At 70.0% G+C, this 16,556-nt stretch carries 15 protein-coding genes; 6 read left to right on the top strand and 9 right to left on the bottom strand.

Going from position 1 to position 16,556, the window contains the following annotated elements; translation table 11 throughout:
• The first annotated feature begins 80 nt into the window (after window positions 1-80).
• Window positions 81-374, top strand: coding sequence for an accessory factor UbiK family protein (locus ACFOMP_RS08735; RefSeq protein ID WP_379029571.1), 294 nt, complete (start codon window positions 81-83; stop codon window positions 372-374).
• On the opposite strand, the gene ACFOMP_RS08730 is transcribed toward ACFOMP_RS08735, so the two are convergent.
• Window positions 365-670: a DUF6476 family protein gene (locus ACFOMP_RS08730; protein WP_332909055.1), complete on the bottom strand. Its 306-nt coding sequence runs from the start codon at window positions 668-670 to the stop codon at window positions 365-367. The genes ACFOMP_RS08735 and ACFOMP_RS08730 overlap by 10 nt on opposite strands.
• Between ACFOMP_RS08730 and ACFOMP_RS08725 the strand changes: the two genes are divergently transcribed.
• The 3 genes from ACFOMP_RS08725 (at window position 669) to ACFOMP_RS08715 (ending at window position 3,961) form a co-directional block, all read left to right on the top strand.
• Window positions 669-1,694: an RluA family pseudouridine synthase gene (locus ACFOMP_RS08725; RefSeq protein WP_289893314.1), complete on the top strand. Its 1,026-nt coding sequence runs from the start codon at window positions 669-671 to the stop codon at window positions 1,692-1,694. The two genes, ACFOMP_RS08730 and ACFOMP_RS08725, sit on opposite strands and share 2 nt — an antisense overlap.
• Window positions 1,695-1,759: 65 nt before the next feature.
• The gene (gene rpoH / locus ACFOMP_RS08720; protein ID WP_289893313.1) at window positions 1,760-2,665 is read left to right on the top strand and encodes an RNA polymerase sigma factor RpoH; all 906 of its coding nucleotides are present in this window, start codon (window positions 1,760-1,762) and stop codon (window positions 2,663-2,665) included.
• A 276-nt stretch (window positions 2,666-2,941) separates the two neighbouring features.
• On the top strand, window positions 2,942-3,961 hold the full coding sequence (locus ACFOMP_RS08715) for a hypothetical protein (protein WP_379029566.1): 1,020 nt from the start codon (window positions 2,942-2,944) through the stop codon (window positions 3,959-3,961).
• Window positions 3,962-4,043: 82 nt separating this feature from the next.
• On the opposite strand, the gene ACFOMP_RS08710 is transcribed toward ACFOMP_RS08715, so the two are convergent.
• From ACFOMP_RS08710 to ACFOMP_RS08685, 6 genes are all read right to left on the bottom strand, one after another.
• Window positions 4,044-5,123 (bottom strand): SPOR domain-containing protein, encoded by a 1,080-nt coding sequence (locus ACFOMP_RS08710; RefSeq protein ID WP_379029563.1) that lies wholly within the window; start codon window positions 5,121-5,123, stop codon window positions 4,044-4,046.
• Between the two features lie 71 nt (window positions 5,124-5,194).
• The gene (gene upp / locus ACFOMP_RS08705; protein ID WP_019353488.1) at window positions 5,195-5,827 is read right to left on the bottom strand and encodes a uracil phosphoribosyltransferase; all 633 of its coding nucleotides are present in this window, start codon (window positions 5,825-5,827) and stop codon (window positions 5,195-5,197) included.
• Entirely contained in the window at window positions 5,824-6,792 is a 969-nt protein-coding gene (locus ACFOMP_RS08700; RefSeq protein ID WP_289893309.1) for an adenosine deaminase, read from the bottom strand. Before ACFOMP_RS08700 ends, upp begins: the two co-directional genes overlap by 4 nt.
• Window positions 6,789-7,973: a phosphopentomutase gene (locus tag ACFOMP_RS08695; RefSeq protein ID WP_379029559.1), complete on the bottom strand. Its 1,185-nt coding sequence runs from the start codon at window positions 7,971-7,973 to the stop codon at window positions 6,789-6,791. The genes ACFOMP_RS08700 and ACFOMP_RS08695 overlap by 4 nt, the downstream gene beginning before the upstream one ends.
• On the bottom strand, window positions 7,966-9,270 hold the full coding sequence (locus ACFOMP_RS08690) for a thymidine phosphorylase (RefSeq protein ID WP_379029556.1): 1,305 nt from the start codon (window positions 9,268-9,270) through the stop codon (window positions 7,966-7,968). The genes ACFOMP_RS08695 and ACFOMP_RS08690 overlap by 8 nt, the downstream gene beginning before the upstream one ends.
• Window positions 9,267-9,662, bottom strand: a complete 396-nt coding sequence (locus ACFOMP_RS08685; protein WP_379029554.1) for a cytidine deaminase — start codon at window positions 9,660-9,662, stop codon at window positions 9,267-9,269. The genes ACFOMP_RS08690 and ACFOMP_RS08685 overlap by 4 nt, the downstream gene beginning before the upstream one ends.
• A gap of 161 nt (window positions 9,663-9,823) precedes the next feature.
• Here ACFOMP_RS08685 and ACFOMP_RS08680 point away from each other — a divergent pair, with 161 nt between their 5' ends.
• The gene (locus ACFOMP_RS08680) at window positions 9,824-12,103 is read left to right on the top strand and encodes an NADP-dependent malic enzyme (protein ID WP_379029552.1); all 2,280 of its coding nucleotides are present in this window, start codon (window positions 9,824-9,826) and stop codon (window positions 12,101-12,103) included.
• Window positions 12,104-12,340: 237 nt separating this feature from the next.
• Window positions 12,341-14,248, top strand: a complete 1,908-nt coding sequence (locus tag ACFOMP_RS08675; RefSeq protein ID WP_379029549.1) for a propionyl-CoA synthetase — start codon at window positions 12,341-12,343, stop codon at window positions 14,246-14,248.
• Between the two features lie 173 nt (window positions 14,249-14,421).
• Here ACFOMP_RS08675 and aroA read toward each other — a convergent pair whose 3' ends face one another.
• Window positions 14,422-15,753, bottom strand: coding sequence for a 3-phosphoshikimate 1-carboxyvinyltransferase (gene aroA, locus ACFOMP_RS08670; RefSeq protein WP_379029546.1), 1,332 nt, complete (start codon window positions 15,751-15,753; stop codon window positions 14,422-14,424).
• A 73-nt stretch (window positions 15,754-15,826) separates the two neighbouring features.
• Window positions 15,827-16,528: a tRNA (guanosine(46)-N7)-methyltransferase TrmB gene (gene trmB / locus ACFOMP_RS08665; protein WP_289893303.1), complete on the bottom strand. Its 702-nt coding sequence runs from the start codon at window positions 16,526-16,528 to the stop codon at window positions 15,827-15,829.
• Between the last annotated feature and the right edge of the window lie 28 nt (window positions 16,529-16,556).

The following is a 16,556-nucleotide window of genomic DNA, read 5'->3' as shown; positions in this document are numbered from 1 at the left end:
GTCAACCGCCGCCGTCAGGCAATTGAACAGCGGCCCCGGCAGGGCCATATAGGGGCCGACGCTGAACCGAAAGGCCCGCCATGACCGCGAACAACCGCTTTCTCGACGATCTCTCGAAATTGATGACCAACGCCATGGGCGTGGCGCAGGGCGCCAAGGACGAGGCGCAGACCGCCTTCAACAGCTGGATCGACCGCTGGCTGGCCGAGCGCGACTTCGTCACCCGCGAGGAATTCGAGGCGGTGCGCGAAATGGCGATCAAGGCAAGGACCGAGAATGCCGAACTGCGTGCCCGGCTGGATGCGCTGGAAGGCAAGGCCCCCGGTGCCGCCGGCACCAACGGCGGCAAGGCCGGTGACTCGGCTCAGGGCTGAACCTGGTCGCGCAGCCGCCCCTGGCGGTCGTAAAGCAGCACCGCGCCCGCTTCCGTCACCACCACGATCCAGTCGCGGGCAAAGGTGACGGCGGCGGGCGTCGCGCCCTCGGGCAGGGCGATGTGCTCGGGCAGTTCCGGCAGCGGCGCCTCGGACAGGCGCAGCCACAGAAGCGCCGCGATCACCAAGACGCCCAGGCCCATCACCGCCGCCAGCGCGGTCACCAGAAAGCGCAGCCAGCGCAGCATCGGCAGCGCTTCCTCTGGCCCCGCATCCAGCCTATCATCCCGTGCCATGGCCGAAATCCTCATCACCATTCCCGAAGGTCTGTCCGAGCGCCTTGATAAGGCGCTTGCCCTCTGCGCACCAGAGCAGGCGGTGCTGTCGCGTTCGCGGCTGGCCCGGCTGATCGCCGAGGGCGCGGTGACCGGCCCCTCGGGTTCCGTCACCGACGGCAAGGCGCGGGCCGAATCCGGCGACTATTTCGTCGAGATCGGCGAACCCGAGCCGCTTGACGCCCTGCCCGAGGCGATCCCGCTGAACATCGCCTATGAGGACGAAGACCTGATCGTGGTGGACAAGCCCGCCGGCATGGTGGTGCATCCGGCACCCGGCAGCCCGTCGGGCACGCTGGTCAACGCGCTGCTGGCGCATTGCGCGGACAGCCTTTCCGGCATCGGCGGCGCGGCGCGGCCGGGCATCGTGCACCGGATCGACAAGGAAACCTCGGGCCTCTTGGTGGTGGCGAAATCCGACCGCGCCCATCAGGGCCTGGCAAGGCAATTCGCCGATCACAGCGCGCAGCGCCGCTATCTCGCCATCGCGCATGGCATGATCGACCCGGCGGATGCGCGGCTGCGCGGCCTGCCGGGCCTGGCCTTCGAACCTGGCGGGGTGCTGCGCATCACCACCCTGCTGGGCCGCCATCCCGGCGACCGGCAGCGCCAGGCGGTCAGCTTTCACAACGGCCGCCATGCCGTGACCCGGGCCAGGGTGGTCGAGACCTTCGGCACGCCGCCCGCCGCCATGCTGGTCGAATGCCGGCTGGAGACCGGCCGCACCCATCAAATCCGCGTGCACATGGCCCATGCGGGATTGGGCCTTGTCGGCGACCCGGTCTATGGTGGAAACAGGCGGGCTTCTGCCCGGGCGCTGGGGGCGGAGGCCGCAAGCGCCGTCGCCGCCTTTCCCCGCCAGGCCCTGCATGCGGCCGAGCTGGGCTTCGAACATCCGGTCAGCGGCCAGACGCTGACCTTTGCCAGCCCGCTGCCGCCCGACATGGCCGGGTTGCTGGCCAAACTGCGCGGCGCGCCGGGCTGACGGAACCCGGACCGCGCTGATAGCGTTCACAATTGCCCGCTGCTCTGCGGGACAGGGATTTTCAGATGGCGAACTACACGAACCTTCCGGCCCCCAGCCCCGAACAGGGCTTGAACCGCTACTTGCAGGAAATCCGCAAGTTTCCCCTGCTGGAGCCGGAGGAGGAATACATGCTGGCCAAGCGCTGGACGGATCACGAGGATCCCGAGGCGGCGCAGAAGCTGGTGACCAGCCACCTGCGGCTCGCCGCCAAGATCGCCATGGGCTATCGCGGCTACGGCCTGCCGCAGGCCGAGGTGATCTCCGAGGCGAATGTCGGCCTGATGCAGGCGGTCAAGCGCTTCGATCCGGAAAAGGGCTTCCGGCTGGCCACCTATGCGATGTGGTGGATCCGCGCCTCGATCCAGGAATACATCTTGCGGTCCTGGTCGCTGGTGAAGATGGGCACGACCAGCGCCCAGAAGAAGCTGTTCTTCAACCTGCGCAAGGCCAAGTCCAAGCTGGGCGCGCTGGAGGAAGGCGACCTGCGCCCCGAGAACGTCGCCCAGATCGCCAACGACCTGAACGTCTCCGAGCAGGAAGTCATCGACATGAACCGCCGGCTGTCGGGGGGCGATGCCTCGCTGAACGCGACGGTGGGCTCGGGCGACGGCGAATCGACGGCGCAATGGCAGGACTGGCTTGAGGACGAGGATGCCAACCAAGCCGAGGCCTTCGCCGAGGCCGACGAGCTGTCGACGCGGCGCGAGATGCTGATCGCCGCCATGGACGTGCTGAACGACCGCGAAAAGGACATCCTGATGGAGCGCCGGCTGCGCGACGATCCGATGACGCTCGAGGACCTGTCCTCGCGCTACGACGTCTCGCGCGAGCGCATCCGCCAGATCGAGGTGCGCGCCTTTGAAAAGCTGCAGAACCGCATCCGCGAACTGGCGCGCGAGCGCGGCATGGCCGTCCCCGAAAACGCCTGAGCCCGGCTGGTCCGCCTCGTTCCCGTCCCCTGTGCAGGGCGCGAACCGGCCGGGACCGTGACGGTGGTCCGGCAGGATGCGGAAGGCGCTGCATGCGGGTTTCGCGCGGGACCGGGGGCGCCCCTGCGACCGCCCTCGGGCGCATGGCGAATTTTGTCGCGGCCCATCGCGGACACTCTGGCGCCGGCGCGGAATTTCCGTGACAACAGGGGCCGTTGACCGGCGCCGGGCTTGGCTTATGGTCGGGAAAAGGCAGCGGAGGCCGGTCGCGCAGCAATGACAGCGCTGAACCAATATCAACGGCTGGAGGCAGCGGGAATCTGGCGCGAGACGCCGAAATCGCAGCTGCGCGACGTCATCGTCTCGTTCGGCGATGCGACGTTGGTGCTGACCGATCCGCGCTCGGAAATGCCGCTGGCGCATTGGTCGCTGCCGGCGGTGACGCGGCTCAACCCCGGCAAGCTGCCGGCCCGCTACGCGCCGGGCGGCGCCGATGCCGGCGAAGAGCTGGAAATCGACGACGAGCTGATGATCGCGGCCATCTCCAAGGTGCATCAGGTGATCGAGGCCAGCAAGCCGCATCCCGGCCGGTTGCGCGGCGGGCTGATGCTGGGCGCCGCCGCGGTCATGGCGGTGCTGGCGCTGTTCTGGGTGCCGCCGGCGCTGGTGCGACATGCCGCCGACATCGCCCCGCCGGCGCAACGCGCGGAAATCGGGCGCATGGTGCTGGCCGAGATCGCCAAGACCACCGGCAGCCCCTGCTCGCGGCCCGCGGGCGACATGGTGCGCCAGAAGCTGGCGATGCGGCTGATGGGCCCCGAGGCGCAGATCGCCGTGGTCCCGGCCACGCTGCGCGGGGCGCTTCGCCTGCCCGGCCCGATCACCGTGCTGGGCGAGGACCTGATCGAAGGCCAGCTCTCGCCCGAGGTTGCGGCGGGCCATATCCTCGCCGCGCAGGCGGCGGCGGTCGCGAACGACCCACTGCTGGCCGCGCTGCGCTATGCCGGACCGCGGGCGACCTTCCACCTGCTGACCGCGGGAACGCTGCCGGCAGCCTCGCTGTCGGGCTATGGCGAGAAACTGCTGGCCGATCCGGTGCCACGCCCCGAGGACGAGCAGTTGCTGGCCTATTTCACCCGCGCCGGCCTCTCGAGCGAGCCCTATGCCCGCTCGCTGGACCCGACCGGAGAGGCCACGCTGGGCCTGATCGAGGCCGACCCGTTCCGCACCGCCGCGCCCAAGCCGGTGCTGAGCGACCGGGAATGGATCGCCCTGCAGGAGATCTGCGACCAGTGACGCCGGATGGCGGGGCCGCAGGCAGGCGGCGGCGGCCCGCAGCCAGCCGCCCATCCGCCCCAGGACCGCCCGCCAGCTTGGGTCAGCGTGGGAAGGCATCGCGATAGCCGGCGCGGCGGATGGCATCCAGCGCGCGCACGATGGATTCGCGGTCGTCGAACGGGCCGGCCATGATGAACTGCACCTCGCGCCCGTTCACCCGGTCCCTGCCACGCAGCACCGGATAGCCCAGCCCGGCCAGCCGCCGGGCCGCGCGCTCGGCATTGTCGGGATTGCCGAAGGTCCCAAGCTGCACATAGCGCGCGCCCGCGGGGATGGTGCCGACGGCGGAGGTCGCAGCGCCAGCACCCCCGTGGCTCTTGCCGGCCGGCTGCGGCCTGGTCCCGGGCTTGTCCTGGGGGACGATCGCTCGTGCCGCAGCGGCCGGCTTCGCGGCCGGCACAGGCCCGGGAACGGTTTGGCGGCCCAGCCCCGCCACCGTCGCGGCTTGCGCTGTCGCCGCTGGCGGCAGCGGCGCGACCCGCGCGGCCGTGGCGGTGGCCGGATGGCCGGCCGGGCGCATGAAGCTGAGACGCGACAGGTCCGCTGGGTTCAGCGAGCCGCAATAGCCCTGCGACGGGTCCGCGCCCAGCCGGGCCGCGCCCGGCGCGCCGTCATAGCCCAGCAGTTCGCACAGCCGGCGATTCGGCTGCAACGCACCGCCCATGCCCTGACGCAGGGCCGGCGCCGCGCTCAGCGCGGCGCGCAAGGCCTCGGCCGGGCCGGCCGAGGCAGGCTCGCCGCCCCTGTCGGGCAGGGTCTCCATCGGCCGGGGGTCGCTGGCCAGCTCGCCCGGCCGCAGGTTGGTGATGACGGCCTGGGACAGCGTTTCCTCCAGCAACTCGGCATGGCTGCGCCCGGCATCGGGGTCCAGCGCCCGCAGCCGCGGCTTGCCGTCCAGCCCGCGCGCCGACAGCGTCGGCGGATAGCCGCAGGTCGCCGAGCCGTCGCGCGCCAGGCGCGGCGCCCACAGCCCGGCATCGTCGCGCAGGAACACGCAGCCCCGGCTGTCGATATATTGCCGGGCAAAGAAATCCGCCGGCGGTTCCTCGGCCGGGCGCAGATCCTGGGCCAGCGCCAGTCCCGGCAGCAGCGCCAGCATCATCCGCAGCATCCACAGCATCGTCCCGTTCCCGAATCGGCCCTTTGGGACGGTGATAGGGCAAAAACCCTGAACCTGCGGTTAACGCCGGCCTATTTGGTGCCGAACATGCGGTCTCCGGCATCGCCCAGGCCCGGCACGATATAGCCGTGATCGTCCAGCCGCTCATCCAGCGCGGCGGTAAAGATCGGCACGTCGGGATGGGCCTGCCGCATGCGCTCGACCCCCTCGGGCGCGGCCAGAAGGCACAGGAATCGCAGGTTTTTCGCGCCGCGTTCCTTCAGCATGTCGATGGCCGCGACCGAGCTGTTGCCGGTGGCCAGCATCGGATCGACCACGATGGTCATGCGCGCGTCCAATTCCTTCGGAACCTTGCAGTAATATTCCACCGGCTGCAGCGTCTCGGGGTCGCGATACAGGCCGACAAAGCCCACGCGCGCGCCCGGGATCAGCTCGAGAATGCCGTCCAGAAGCCCGTTCCCGGCCCGCAGGATCGAGATCAGCGCCAGTTTCTTGCCTTCGAGCGTCGGCGCCTCCATCTCGCAAATCGGCGTCTCGATGCGGATCGTGGTCAGTTCCAGCTCGCGCGTGACCTCATAGGCCAGCAACAGGCTGATCTCGCGCAGCAGGCGGCGGAAACCCGCGGTGGAAACATCCTTCTGGCGCATGATCGTCAGCTTGTGCTGCACCAGGGGGTGGTCGACGATGGTCAGGTGCCGGGTCATGTCAGGTCCTTTCGCAGGCGGGTGCGGGTGGTCTCGTCGCAGAATGCCGCATCGACGGCCCAGAGGTTCATCTGCCGGAACTCATCTTCGGCCCAGCCGAAGGCATCGGCAAGCATCTGGTATTCGCGGGAAAGCGAAGTGTGGAAGAAGGGCGGATCGTCGGTCGAGACCGTGACCCGCACGCCCGCATCGGCCAGCCGGGCGATGGGATGGGCGGACCAGGACGGCACGATGCCGAGCGCGACATTGGAACCCGGACAGACCTCCAGCGTGGTGCCGCGCTCGGCCAGGTCGCGGAGGAGCGCCGGGTCCTCGACGGCGCGGATGCCGTGGCCGATGCGGGCAACGCCCAGCGACAGGGCATCGCGGACCGACTCCGGCCCGCGCCATTCGCCGGCATGGGCGGTCAGGCCCAGCCCGGCCTCGCGCGCGCAATCGAAGGACCAGGCGAAATCGCGCAGTTCGCCGACATTCTCGGCGCCGCCGATGCCGAAGCCGGCGACCCAGCCGCCCGCGGTCTCGGCGGCGCAAAGCGCCGTCCGGCGGGCGCGTTCCGGGCCGAAATGCCGGATCGCGGTCAGGATGGCGCGGCTGGCGATGCCGTCGCGCTCGGCCGCGGCGGCGACCTCCTCCATCGCGGCGAGATAGTCGCGCCAGGCCGAAAGCTCGGCGCCGCCGCAGAACTCGGGCGAGACGAACAGCTCGGCATAGATCGCGCCCTGTTCGGCGCATTCCGCCAGCACCTCGGCCAGCAGCCGGGCATAGTCGCGCGGACCGGTCAGGACCGAGGTCGCAGCCTCGTAGACGCGCAGGAACTCGTCGAAGCCGCGATAGGCATAGGCGCCGCGCGCGTCGAAGATGCCGCCGATGTCGCGCTGCTTCTCGGCCGCCAGCGCGCGGATGAAGCCCGGCGGCGCGGCGCCTTCCAGGTGCAGGTGCAGCTCGATCTTCTTCACGGATTTCACAGGAAGGCTCTCCCCGGCCCGACCTGCGGCAGGCCCAGATGCGCGGCGACCGAGGCACCGATATCGGCAAAGCCCACCAGCCCGACCGCGCGCGCGCCATAGCCCCAGCCCAGAACCGGCACCCGTTCGCGGGTGTGGTCGGTGCCGTGCCAGCTGGGATCGTTGCCATGGTCGGCGGTGAACAGCGCCAGGTCGCCGGGCCGCAGCCGCCGCATCAGCGCGCCGGCCACGCCGTCGAACCATTCCAGCGCCCGGGCATAACCCTTGATGTCGCGGCGGTGGCCGTAGAGGCTGTCGAACTCGACGAAATTGGCAAAGGTCAGGCTGCCCGGCTCGGCCTCGTCGGCGAGCCGCAGCAGGTGTTCGGCCAGATCGGCATCGGACCGGCCCTTGTGCAGCCGGTCGATGCCGCGATGGCTGAAGATGTCGCCGATCTTGCCGATGGCATGGGTGACGCGCCCGGCCGCCTGCGCCGCGTCGAGGATGGTCCGGCCGGGCGGCGCGATGGCATAGTCGCGGCGGTTGGCGGTGCGGGTGAAAGCCCCCTCGGCCCCGGTGAAGGGCCGGGCGATCACCCGGCCGACGCGCAGGGGATGGACCATGGCCGCCACGTCCCGGCACAGCCGATACAGCCGCTCGAGCCCGAAGGCCTGCTCATGCGCGGCGATCTGCAGCACGCTGTCGGCCGAGGTGTAGCAGATCGGCCAGCCGCCGCGCAGATGCTCGGCGCCCAGCCGCGCGATCACCTCGGTGCCCGAGGCGTGCTCGTTGCCGAGGATGCCTTCGGTGCCGGCGGCCTGCGCGATGCGGGCGGTCAGCTCGGGCGGAAAAGCCGGGCGGGTATCGGGGAAATAATGCCACTCCCACGGCACCGGCACGCCGGCGATCTCCCAATGGCCCGAGGGGGTGTCCTTGCCGCGCGACACTTCGGTCGCGGCGCCCCAAAGCCCCTGCGGCCGGGCATCGAGGCCGGGCGCCGCCTCGCCGCTGGCCAGCCGGACCGCCGCGCCCAGACCGAGCCCGTCGAGATTGGGCATGGCCAGCGGGCACGCCCGGGCGATATGGGCCAGGGTATTGGCGCCGCTATCGGGCAGGCCGTCGTTGAAGAACTCGGCCGCGTCGGGGGCGCCGCCGATGCCGACCGAATCCATGACGATCAGGAAGGCGCGACTGTCAGTCATCGGGCGATACCTCGCAGCGGATCAGCGGGCCCGGTCCCGGCCCGTCGCCCAGCAGATAGGCGGCCTGCACCGTGGCGACCGCCGCCTCGGCCGCCGCTTCCGAGGCGGCATGGACGAAGGCCAGGGGGCGGCCCGCGCCGGCCTCTTCGCCGATGCGCAGCAGATCCGCAAGACCCACCCGCGGGTCGATGCGGTCGCCGGCATGCAGCCGGCCGCCGCCAAGCGCCACCACGGCGTGCCCCAGCGCCTCGGTGTCGATGGCGGCGACGCGGCCATGGCCGGGCACGGGGCGGATCACCGGCGCGGCCGGCAGGTGGCGGTCGGGACGGTCGAGCAGGTCGGCCGGCCCGCCTTGCGCCACCACCATGCGGGCGAAACGCTCGGCCGCCGCGCCGCCTTGCAGCGCCGCCCCGGCCCCGGAAAGCCCGACCAGATCGAGGCAGGCCGCGGACAGCGACAGCGACAGCTCGCGCAGCGCGCCCTGCCCCTGGGCGCCGGTCAAGACGGCGATGGCCTCGCGCAGTTCCAGCGCGTTGCCGGCGGCACGGGCCAGCGGCTGGTCCATGTCGGTCACCAGCGCCCGGACCCGGCAGCCGGCGCCCTGCGCGGTCGAGACCAGGGCGCGCGCCAGGTCCAGCGCCGCCTGCGGATTGCGCAGGAAGGCGCCCGAGCCCTGCTTCACGTCCAGCACCAGCGCATCGAGCCCCGCCGCCAGCTTCTTCGACAGGATCGAGGCGGTGATCAGGTCCAGCGAGCCGACCGTCGCGCTTTCGTCGCGAATCGCGTAAAGCCGCGCATCCGCCGGCGCCAGCTCGGGCCCCGCCGCGACGATGGCGCAGCCGGTCCCGGCCACCACCCGGCGAAACTCGTCCTCGGCCAGCGCGGTGCGGAAGCCGGGGATGGCCTCGAGCTTGTCCAGCGTGCCGCCGGTATGGCCCAGCCCCCGGCCCGAGATCATCGGCACATAGGCGCCGCAACAGGCGACCAGCGGCGCCAGGATCAGGCTGACCGTATCGCCGATGCCGCCGGTCGAATGCTTGTCCACCACCGGCCCCGGCAAGTCCCAGCGCAGCACGTCGCCGGAATCGCGCATGGCCAGCGTCAGCGCCACCCGCCCCGCCGCGTCCAGGCCGCGCATCAGCACCGCCATGGCGAAGGCCCCGGCCTGGGCGTCGCTGACCCAGCCCTCGGCCAGGCCGCGGGCGATCAGCGCCGCGCCGGCCCCGTCCAGCCCGCGCCCGTCGCGGACGGCGGCGATCACCGGACGCGGATCCAGACGGGGATCGGCTGGCGTCATTCGGTGCCCGAGAGATGCGAGATGTCGAAACGTCCGGGCAGCAGCTCGCCGATGGTGGTGGCCAGCTCGGCGCCGCGGACGGTGGCCAGCAGAACCGGGGTATCGGCGCGGCCGAACTCGGCCAGCTTCTGCCGGCAGCCGCCGCATGGCGGCACCGGGGTCGGGCTGTCGGCCATCACCGCGACCTCGACCAGCTCGGTCTCGCCCGAGGCGACCATCAGGGCGATGGCCCCGGCCTCGGCGCAGGTGCCCTCGGGATAGGCGACGTTCTCGACATTGCAGCCGGCATAGATCCGGCCCGAGACGCCGCGCACCGCCGCGCCGACCTTGAATTTCGAATAGGGCGCATAGGCCCGCTCCCGCACCTCGCGCGCCGCATCCAGAAGCGTCATGCCGGTCCCCTTTTTCGCCACCGCCTTGCCGCTTCCAGTTTTGCGCGCGCCCCCGTCCCGATGCAAGACCGGCAGAGGGCCGCCCGCCCGGCGATGCCCCCTGTTCCCCCGCGAAAAAATAGTTTAACGCTGAACCATCTTGAGAGGAGAGGGCTCTGGCCATGGAAGAACGCCGGCAGGACAACGCCAGGCAGGCGGCACTGGATTATCACGAATTCCCGCATCCGGGTAAGCTCGAGGTGCGCGCGACCAAGCCGCTTGCCAACGGCCGCGACCTGAGCCGCGCCTATTCCCCCGGCGTGGCCGAGGCCTGCCTGGAAATCAAGGCCGATCCCGCCACCGCCGCCCGCTATACCGCGCGCGGCAATCTGGTCGCCGTGGTCTCGAACGGCACCGCCGTGCTGGGGCTGGGCAATATCGGCGCCATCGCCTCGAAACCGGTGATGGAGGGCAAGGCGGTCCTGTTCAAGAAATTCGCCAATATCGACTGTTTCGACATCGAACTGAACCAGCCCGACCCGGAAAAGCTGGCCGAGATCGTCTGCGCGCTGGAACCGACCTTCGGCGCCATCAACCTGGAAGACATCAAGGCCCCCGACTGCTTCATCGTCGAGAAGCTGTGCCGCGAGCGGATGAACATCCCGGTCTTTCACGACGACCAGCACGGCACCGCCATCGTCGTCGGCGCCGCCGCCACCAACGCGCTGCACATCGCCGGCAAGCGGTTCCAGGATATCAAGGTGGTCTCGACCGGCGGCGGCGCGGCCGGCATCGCCTGCCTGAACATGCTGCTGAAGCTGGGCGTCAAGCGCGAGAATGTCTGGCTGTGCGACATCGCCGGCCTGGTCCACGACGGCCGGACCGAGGAGATGACGCCGCAAAAGGCGGAATACGCGCAGAAATCCGACCTGCGGACGCTGGACCAGGTGATCGAGGGCGCGGACCTGTTCCTGGGCCTGTCCGGCCCCGGCGTGCTGAAGCCCGAGATGGTCGCCCGCATGGCCAAGCGCCCGATCATCTTTGCGCTCGCCAACCCCACGCCCGAGATCCTGCCCGAGGACGCCCGCGCCGTCGCCCCCGACGCGATCATCGCCACCGGCCGCAGCGACTATCCGAACCAGGTCAACAACGTCCTGTGCTTCCCCTTCATCTTCCGCGGCGCGCTGGACGTGGGCGCGACCACGATCAACGACGAGATGCAGCTGGCCTGCATCGAGGGCATCGCGGCGCTGGCCCGCGCCACCACCTCGGCCGAGGCGGCGGCGGCCTATCGCGGCGAGACGCTGAGCTTCGGCCCGGACTACCTGATCCCGAAGCCCTTCGACCCGCGGCTGATCGGCGTGGTCTCGACCGCCGTGGCCAGAGCGGCGATGGAAACCGGCGTCGCCACCCGGCCGCTGGAGGATATCGCCGCCTACAAGCGCAAGCTGGACGGCTCGGTCTTCCGCTCGGCGCTGATCATGCGCCCGGTCTTCGAGGCCGCCGCCACCGCCAACCGCCGCATCGTCTTCGCCGAGGGCGAGGATGAACGGGTGCTGCGCGCCGCCAACGCCATGCTGGAGGAAACCACCGACGCGCCGATCCTGATCGGCCGCCCCGAGGTGATCGAGATGCGTGCCGAGCGCGCCGGCCTGCCGATCCGCCCCGGCCGCGACTTCGAGATCGTGAACCCGGAAAACGATCCCCGCTATCGCGACTATTGGGGCACCTATCACGAGCTGATGGCCCGGCGCGGCGTCACCCCCGAAGTCGCCCGCGCCATCATGCGCACCAACACCACCGCCATCGGCGCCGTCATGGTCCACCGCAACGAGGCCGACAGCCTGATCTGCGGCACCTTCGGCCAATACAGCTGGCACCTGAACTACATCACCCAGGTCCTGGCCCGCGACGGGCTGCGCCCGCATGGCGCGCTGTCGCTGATGATTCTGGAAGACGGACCGCTGTTCATCGCCGACACCCAGGTCAACCACTCGCCGACCCCGGAACAGGTGGCCGAGACGGCGATCGGCGCCGCCCGGCATGTGCGCCGCTTCGGCATCTCGCCCAAGGTGGCGCTGTGCAGCCATTCGCAATTCGGCAATCTCGACACCGATTCCGGGCGCAAGATGCGCGCGGCGATGGAGATCCTGCAGGCGCGCGGCGTCGATTTCATCTTCGACGGCGAAATGCATGTCGATTCGGCGCTGGACCCGACCATCCGCGAGCGACTGCTGCCGAATTCCCGCATCGAGGGCGCGGCGAACGTGCTGGTCTTCTCGGGCACCGACTCGGCCTCGGGGGTCCGGAACGCGCTGAAGCTCAAGGCGAACGGGCTCGAGGTCGGACCGATCCTGATGGGCATGGGCAACCTCGCCCATATCGTCACCCCCTCGATCACCACCCGCGGGTTGCTGAACATGAGCGCCATCGCCGGCACCCCGGTCGACCACTACAAATGAACGGCGCGGGCCGCGGTGATTCTGCCGCGGCCCGTTTCCCCGGCGGCCATTTTGCAAAGGCCCGGGCATTTTTCAGCCATGCGCAAAGAAACCCCGGCTTTGCAAAGCCATCCGCCGTTTGGCGGCAGGATTCTGCAAAACTTTTTGTCGCACCCCCGGCTGTGGGCGTTAACATTCTTGCACAACCGCTTTTCGCTCGCCTAACAACCACGGAATAGCTCGGGGAGGAGTTGTTTCATGGGATATCGTGACGTCTATTCCGCCTGGCAGGCAGATCCCGATGGATTCTGGATGCAGGCCGCCGAGGCGATCGACTGGCAGCAGAAACCCTCGAAGGCGCTTTTCGACGACAAGGCCCCGATCTACGAATGGTTCTCGGACGGCATGGTCAACACCTGCTGGAACGCCGTGGACCGCCACGTCCTGGCCGGGCGCGGCGACCAGGTCGCCATCCAGCACGAAAGCCCGATCACCCTGTCGTCCAAGGGCATCACCTATCGGCAATTGCAGGATCGCGTCGCCTCGCTGGCCGGGGCGCTGCGGATGCGCGGCGTCGAAAAGGGCGACCGGGTCATCATCTACATGCCGATGATCCCCGAGGCGCTGGAGGCCATGCTGGCCTGCGCCCGGCTGGGCGCCATCCATTCCGTGGTCTTCGGCGGCTTCGCGGCGAACGAGCTGGCGGTGCGCATCGACGACTGCCAGCCCAAGGCGATCATCGCCGCCTCCTGCGGGCTCGAACCCAACCGGGTGGTGCATTACAAGCCGTTGCTCGACGCCGCCATCGACATGGCCGGGCACAAGCCCGAGTTCTGCGTGATCTTCCAGCGCGAGCAGGAGGTGGCGAAGCTGGTCGAGGGCCGCGACTTCAACTGGCACGGCTTCCAATACGGCGTGAAGCCCGCCGAATGCGTGCCGGTCGAGGGGAACCACCCGGCCTATATCCTTTACACCTCGGGCACCACCGGCCAGCCCAAGGGCGTGGTGCGCCACACCGCCGGGCATCTGGTGGCGCTGCAATGGTCGATGACCAACATCTACAACATCGATCCCGGCGACCGCTTCTGGGCCGCCTCGGACGTGGGCTGGGTCGTCGGGCATTCCTATATCTGCTACGGGCCGCTGATCGCCGGCGCCACCACCGTGGTCTTCGAGGGCAAGCCGGTCGGCACGCCGCATCCGGGCGTGTTCTGGCGCATCATCCAGAACCACCGCATCAAGAGCTTCTTCACCGCCCCCACCGCCTTGCGCGCCATCCGACGCGAGGATCCGCAGGGCGAATGGATCAAGCGCTACAAGCTGCACGACCTGCAGGCGCTGTTCCTGGCCGGCGAGCGCGCCGACCCCGACACGGTGAAATGGGCGCAGGAGCATCTGGGCGTGCCGGTGGTCGATCACTGGTGGCAGACCGAGACCGGCTGGGCCATCGCCGCCAATCCCATCGGCATCGAGATGCTGCCGACCAAGCTGGGCAGCCCCTCGGTGCCGATGCCCGGCTATGACGTGCAGGTGCTGGACGAGGGCGGCAATCCGGTCCCTGCCGGCACGCTGGGCGCCATCGCGATCAAGCTGCCGCTGCCACCCGGCACCTTGCCGGGGCTGTGGCATGCGGAAAGCCGCTTTCGCAAGTCCTATCTGGAGCATTTCCCCGGCTATTACGAGACCGGCGATGCGGGCTATATCGACGAGGACGGCTATCTCTACATCATGGCCCGCACCGACGACGTGATCAACGTCGCCGGGCACCGGTTGTCGACCGGGGCGATGGAGGAGGTGCTGGCGTCGCATCCCGACGTGGCGGAATGCGCGGTGATCGGCGTGGCGGACAGCCTGAAAGGTCAGTCTCCGGTCGGATTCCTGTGCCTGAAGGCCGGGGTTGCGACCCCCCATGACAAGGTGGTGGCGGAGGTGGTGCGGCTGGTGCGCGACAGGATCGGCCCGGTGGCGGCCTTCAAGTCGGCCTGCGTGGTCGAGCGGCTGCCCAAAACCCGCTCGGGCAAGATCCTGCGCGCCACCATGGCCAAGATCGCCGATGGCGCGCCGTTCAAGGCCCCGGCCACCATCGACGACCCGGCGATCCTGGACGAGATCCGCGCGGCGCTGGCCGGGATCGGCTATCCGCTGGCCGCCGCCAAGACGGGCTGAGGCCGCGCCCGGCGGCGCGGGTGCCGGGCGGCGGCGCGGGTGCCGGGGTATTTGGGAAACGGTGAAGGCCGGGGCGCAGCAGGGCGGCGCGGCCCGGTTCGGTTTCGCGGTGGGATTGGGCTATTCGGGGAAAGAAGAAGCAGGGCGCCACCCGTGACGGGCGCCCCTGCGCCTTAGTCGATCTGCGCGCCGAGGCCGCGCATCAGCGGCAGGAAATCCGGGAAGGAGGTGGTGATCGGGCCGCCGTCGTCCACGCGGATCGGCTGCTCGGAGGCCAGGCCGGCGACCAGGAAGGACATGGCGATGCGGTGGTCGAGATGCGTGGCGCAGGTGGCGCCGCCGGTCAGCCCGCCCTGGCCGTGGACGGTCATGCTGTCCGGGCTGTCCTCGACCTTGGCGCCATTGGCGCGCAGGCCGACCGCCATGGCGTCGATGCGGTCGCTTTCCTTGACCCGGAGTTCATGGACACCCTGCATGACGGTCGCGCCCGCGGCGAAGCAGGCGATGACCGACAGGATGGGGAATTCGTCGATCATGCTGGCGGCGCGGTCCGGCGGCACGGTCACGCCCTTCAGCGGGCCGTGGCGCACCAGCAGGTCGGCCACCGGCTCGCCGCCTTCTTCGCGCGGGTTCTCGAAAGTGATGTCGGCGCCCATTTCCAGCAGCGTCGCATAGAGCCCGTCCCGGGTCGGGTTGCGGCTGACGCCGGGCACACGGATCTCGGAGCCCGGCACGATCAGCGCCGCCGCCACCGGGAAGGCGGCGCTGGACGGGTCGCGCGGCACCGCCACCGGCTGCGGTTTCAGTTCCGGCCGGCCCTGCAGGGTGATGACATGGCCCTCGTCGGTGGTCTCGGTGCGGATGCTGGCGCCGAAGCCGGCCAACATCCGCTCGGTATGGTCGCGGGTCGGCTCGGATTCGATCACCACGGTTTCGCCCGGCGCATTCAGGCCCGCCAGCAGCACGGCCGACTTGATCTGCGCCGAGGCGACCGGGGTCCTGTAGCGCACCGGCACCGGATCGGCGGCGCCCTTGATGGTCACCGGCAGGCACTTGCCCTCGCGCGCCGTCACTTCGCAGCCGAACTGTTCCAGCGGGTCGGTGACGCGGCCCATCGGGCGGCGCGACAGGCTGGCATCGCCGGTGAAGGTGGCGGTGATCGGCGTCGTGGCCATGGCGCCCATGATCAGCCGCACGCCGGTGCCGGAATTGCCGCAGTCGATCACGCCCTCGGGCTCGGCAAAGCCGCCGGTGCCGACGCCGTCGACGCGCCATTCCCCCTCGCCCAGCCGTTCCACCCGGGCGCCGAAGGCCCGCATCGCCGATGCGGTGTCCAGCACGTCCTGGCCTTCCAGCAGGCCGGTGATATGCGTCTCGCCCACCGCCAGCGCGCCGAGGATCAGCGCGCGGTGGCTGATCGACTTGTCGCCCGGCACCTTGGCCTCGCCCGTCAGGGGACCCGAACGACGGGCGGTCATCGGAAGCGGTTCGGCGGAATGTGACATGAAGGCCCCCTCGTGCTTGTCGCGCAAGGTGATAGCGGTCACGGCGACCGGGCGCAATCAGCCCGGCGGAAATTCATGCCTGCCGGCGGAAGGTGACGTAATGCGGCGCCCGGCCCTCGCGCAGCGCCTTCTGTTCGTAGCGGGTGCTGGGCCAGTCGTCCCATGCCTGCGGCCCCTCGGCGACCAGTGCGAAGCCGGCCTGCGGCACCTCCTCGAGCGTCTGGCGCACGTAGTCGGGAATGTCGGTGGCGACGCGGAACTCGGCGCCCGGCTTCATGACGCGGGCGAGCGGGATCAGGTGCTCGGGGGTCACGAAGCGGCGGCGGTGATGGCGTGCCTTGGGCCAGGGGTCGGGATAGTTCAGGAACGCCTTGCTGATCGAGGCATCGGGCAGCACGTCCATCAGGTCGCGCGCGTCGCCGGGATGCACGCTGACATTCTGCACCCCGGCATTGCGGATCTTGCCCAGCAGCATGGCGACGCCGTTGATGAAGGGTTCGCAGCCGATGATGCCGATCTCGGGATAGCGCGCCGCCATGTGCACCATGTGCTCGCCGCCGCCGAAGCCGATCTCGAGCCAGACCGGGCGGGCGTCGCCGAAGATGGCTGCCGGGTCTACGGGCGTCCTCTCGGGGTTCTCCTGCTCGGTGATGCCGCGCGGGCGCAGGCTGCCCAGATCCTCGGACAGGTAGCCCTTCTGGCTCTGGCGCAGGGTCTTGCCATGGCGGCGGCCGTAGAAGTTGCGGCGCGGAGGGTTCGGATCGAATTCGCTCATGCCCGCGCCCATGCCCCGGGCGCGGGTC

The organism is Paracoccus simplex (assembly GCF_042648325.1).
In the GTDB taxonomy this organism is placed as follows: domain Bacteria; phylum Pseudomonadota; class Alphaproteobacteria; order Rhodobacterales; family Rhodobacteraceae; genus Paracoccus; species Paracoccus simplex.
The sequence above is the reverse complement of the archived record's forward strand: the minus strand, read 5'-3'. Positions and strand labels throughout refer to the sequence as shown.

Excerpts from the sequence above, each read along its gene's own strand:
- upp (WP_019353488.1), bottom strand. The coding sequence starts at position 5,827 with ATGACCCGGCACCTGACCATCGTCGACCACCCCCTGGTGCAGCACAAG.
- ACFOMP_RS08680 (WP_379029552.1), top strand. The coding sequence starts at position 9,824 with ATGGAAGAACGCCGGCAGGACAACGCCAGGCAGGCGGCACTGGATTAT.
- ACFOMP_RS08730 (WP_332909055.1), bottom strand. The coding sequence starts at position 670 with ATGGCACGGGATGATAGGCTGGATGCGGGGCCAGAGGAAGCGCTGCCG.
- ACFOMP_RS08690 (WP_379029556.1), bottom strand. The coding sequence starts at position 9,270 with ATGACGCCAGCCGATCCCCGTCTGGATCCGCGTCCGGTGATCGCCGCC.
- trmB (WP_289893303.1), bottom strand. The coding sequence starts at position 16,528 with ATGAGCGAATTCGATCCGAACCCTCCGCGCCGCAACTTCTACGGCCGC.
- ACFOMP_RS08675 (WP_379029549.1), top strand. The coding sequence starts at position 12,341 with ATGGGATATCGTGACGTCTATTCCGCCTGGCAGGCAGATCCCGATGGA.
- ACFOMP_RS08725 (WP_289893314.1), top strand. The coding sequence starts at position 669 with ATGGCCGAAATCCTCATCACCATTCCCGAAGGTCTGTCCGAGCGCCTT.
- aroA (WP_379029546.1), bottom strand. The coding sequence starts at position 15,753 with ATGTCACATTCCGCCGAACCGCTTCCGATGACCGCCCGTCGTTCGGGT.
- ACFOMP_RS08710 (WP_379029563.1), bottom strand. The coding sequence starts at position 5,123 with ATGCTGTGGATGCTGCGGATGATGCTGGCGCTGCTGCCGGGACTGGCG.
- ACFOMP_RS08695 (WP_379029559.1), bottom strand. The coding sequence starts at position 7,973 with ATGACTGACAGTCGCGCCTTCCTGATCGTCATGGATTCGGTCGGCATC.
- ACFOMP_RS08735 (WP_379029571.1), top strand. The coding sequence starts at position 81 with ATGACCGCGAACAACCGCTTTCTCGACGATCTCTCGAAATTGATGACC.
- ACFOMP_RS08685 (WP_379029554.1), bottom strand. The coding sequence starts at position 9,662 with ATGACGCTTCTGGATGCGGCGCGCGAGGTGCGGGAGCGGGCCTATGCG.
- rpoH (WP_289893313.1), top strand. The coding sequence starts at position 1,760 with ATGGCGAACTACACGAACCTTCCGGCCCCCAGCCCCGAACAGGGCTTG.
- ACFOMP_RS08715 (WP_379029566.1), top strand. The coding sequence starts at position 2,942 with ATGACAGCGCTGAACCAATATCAACGGCTGGAGGCAGCGGGAATCTGG.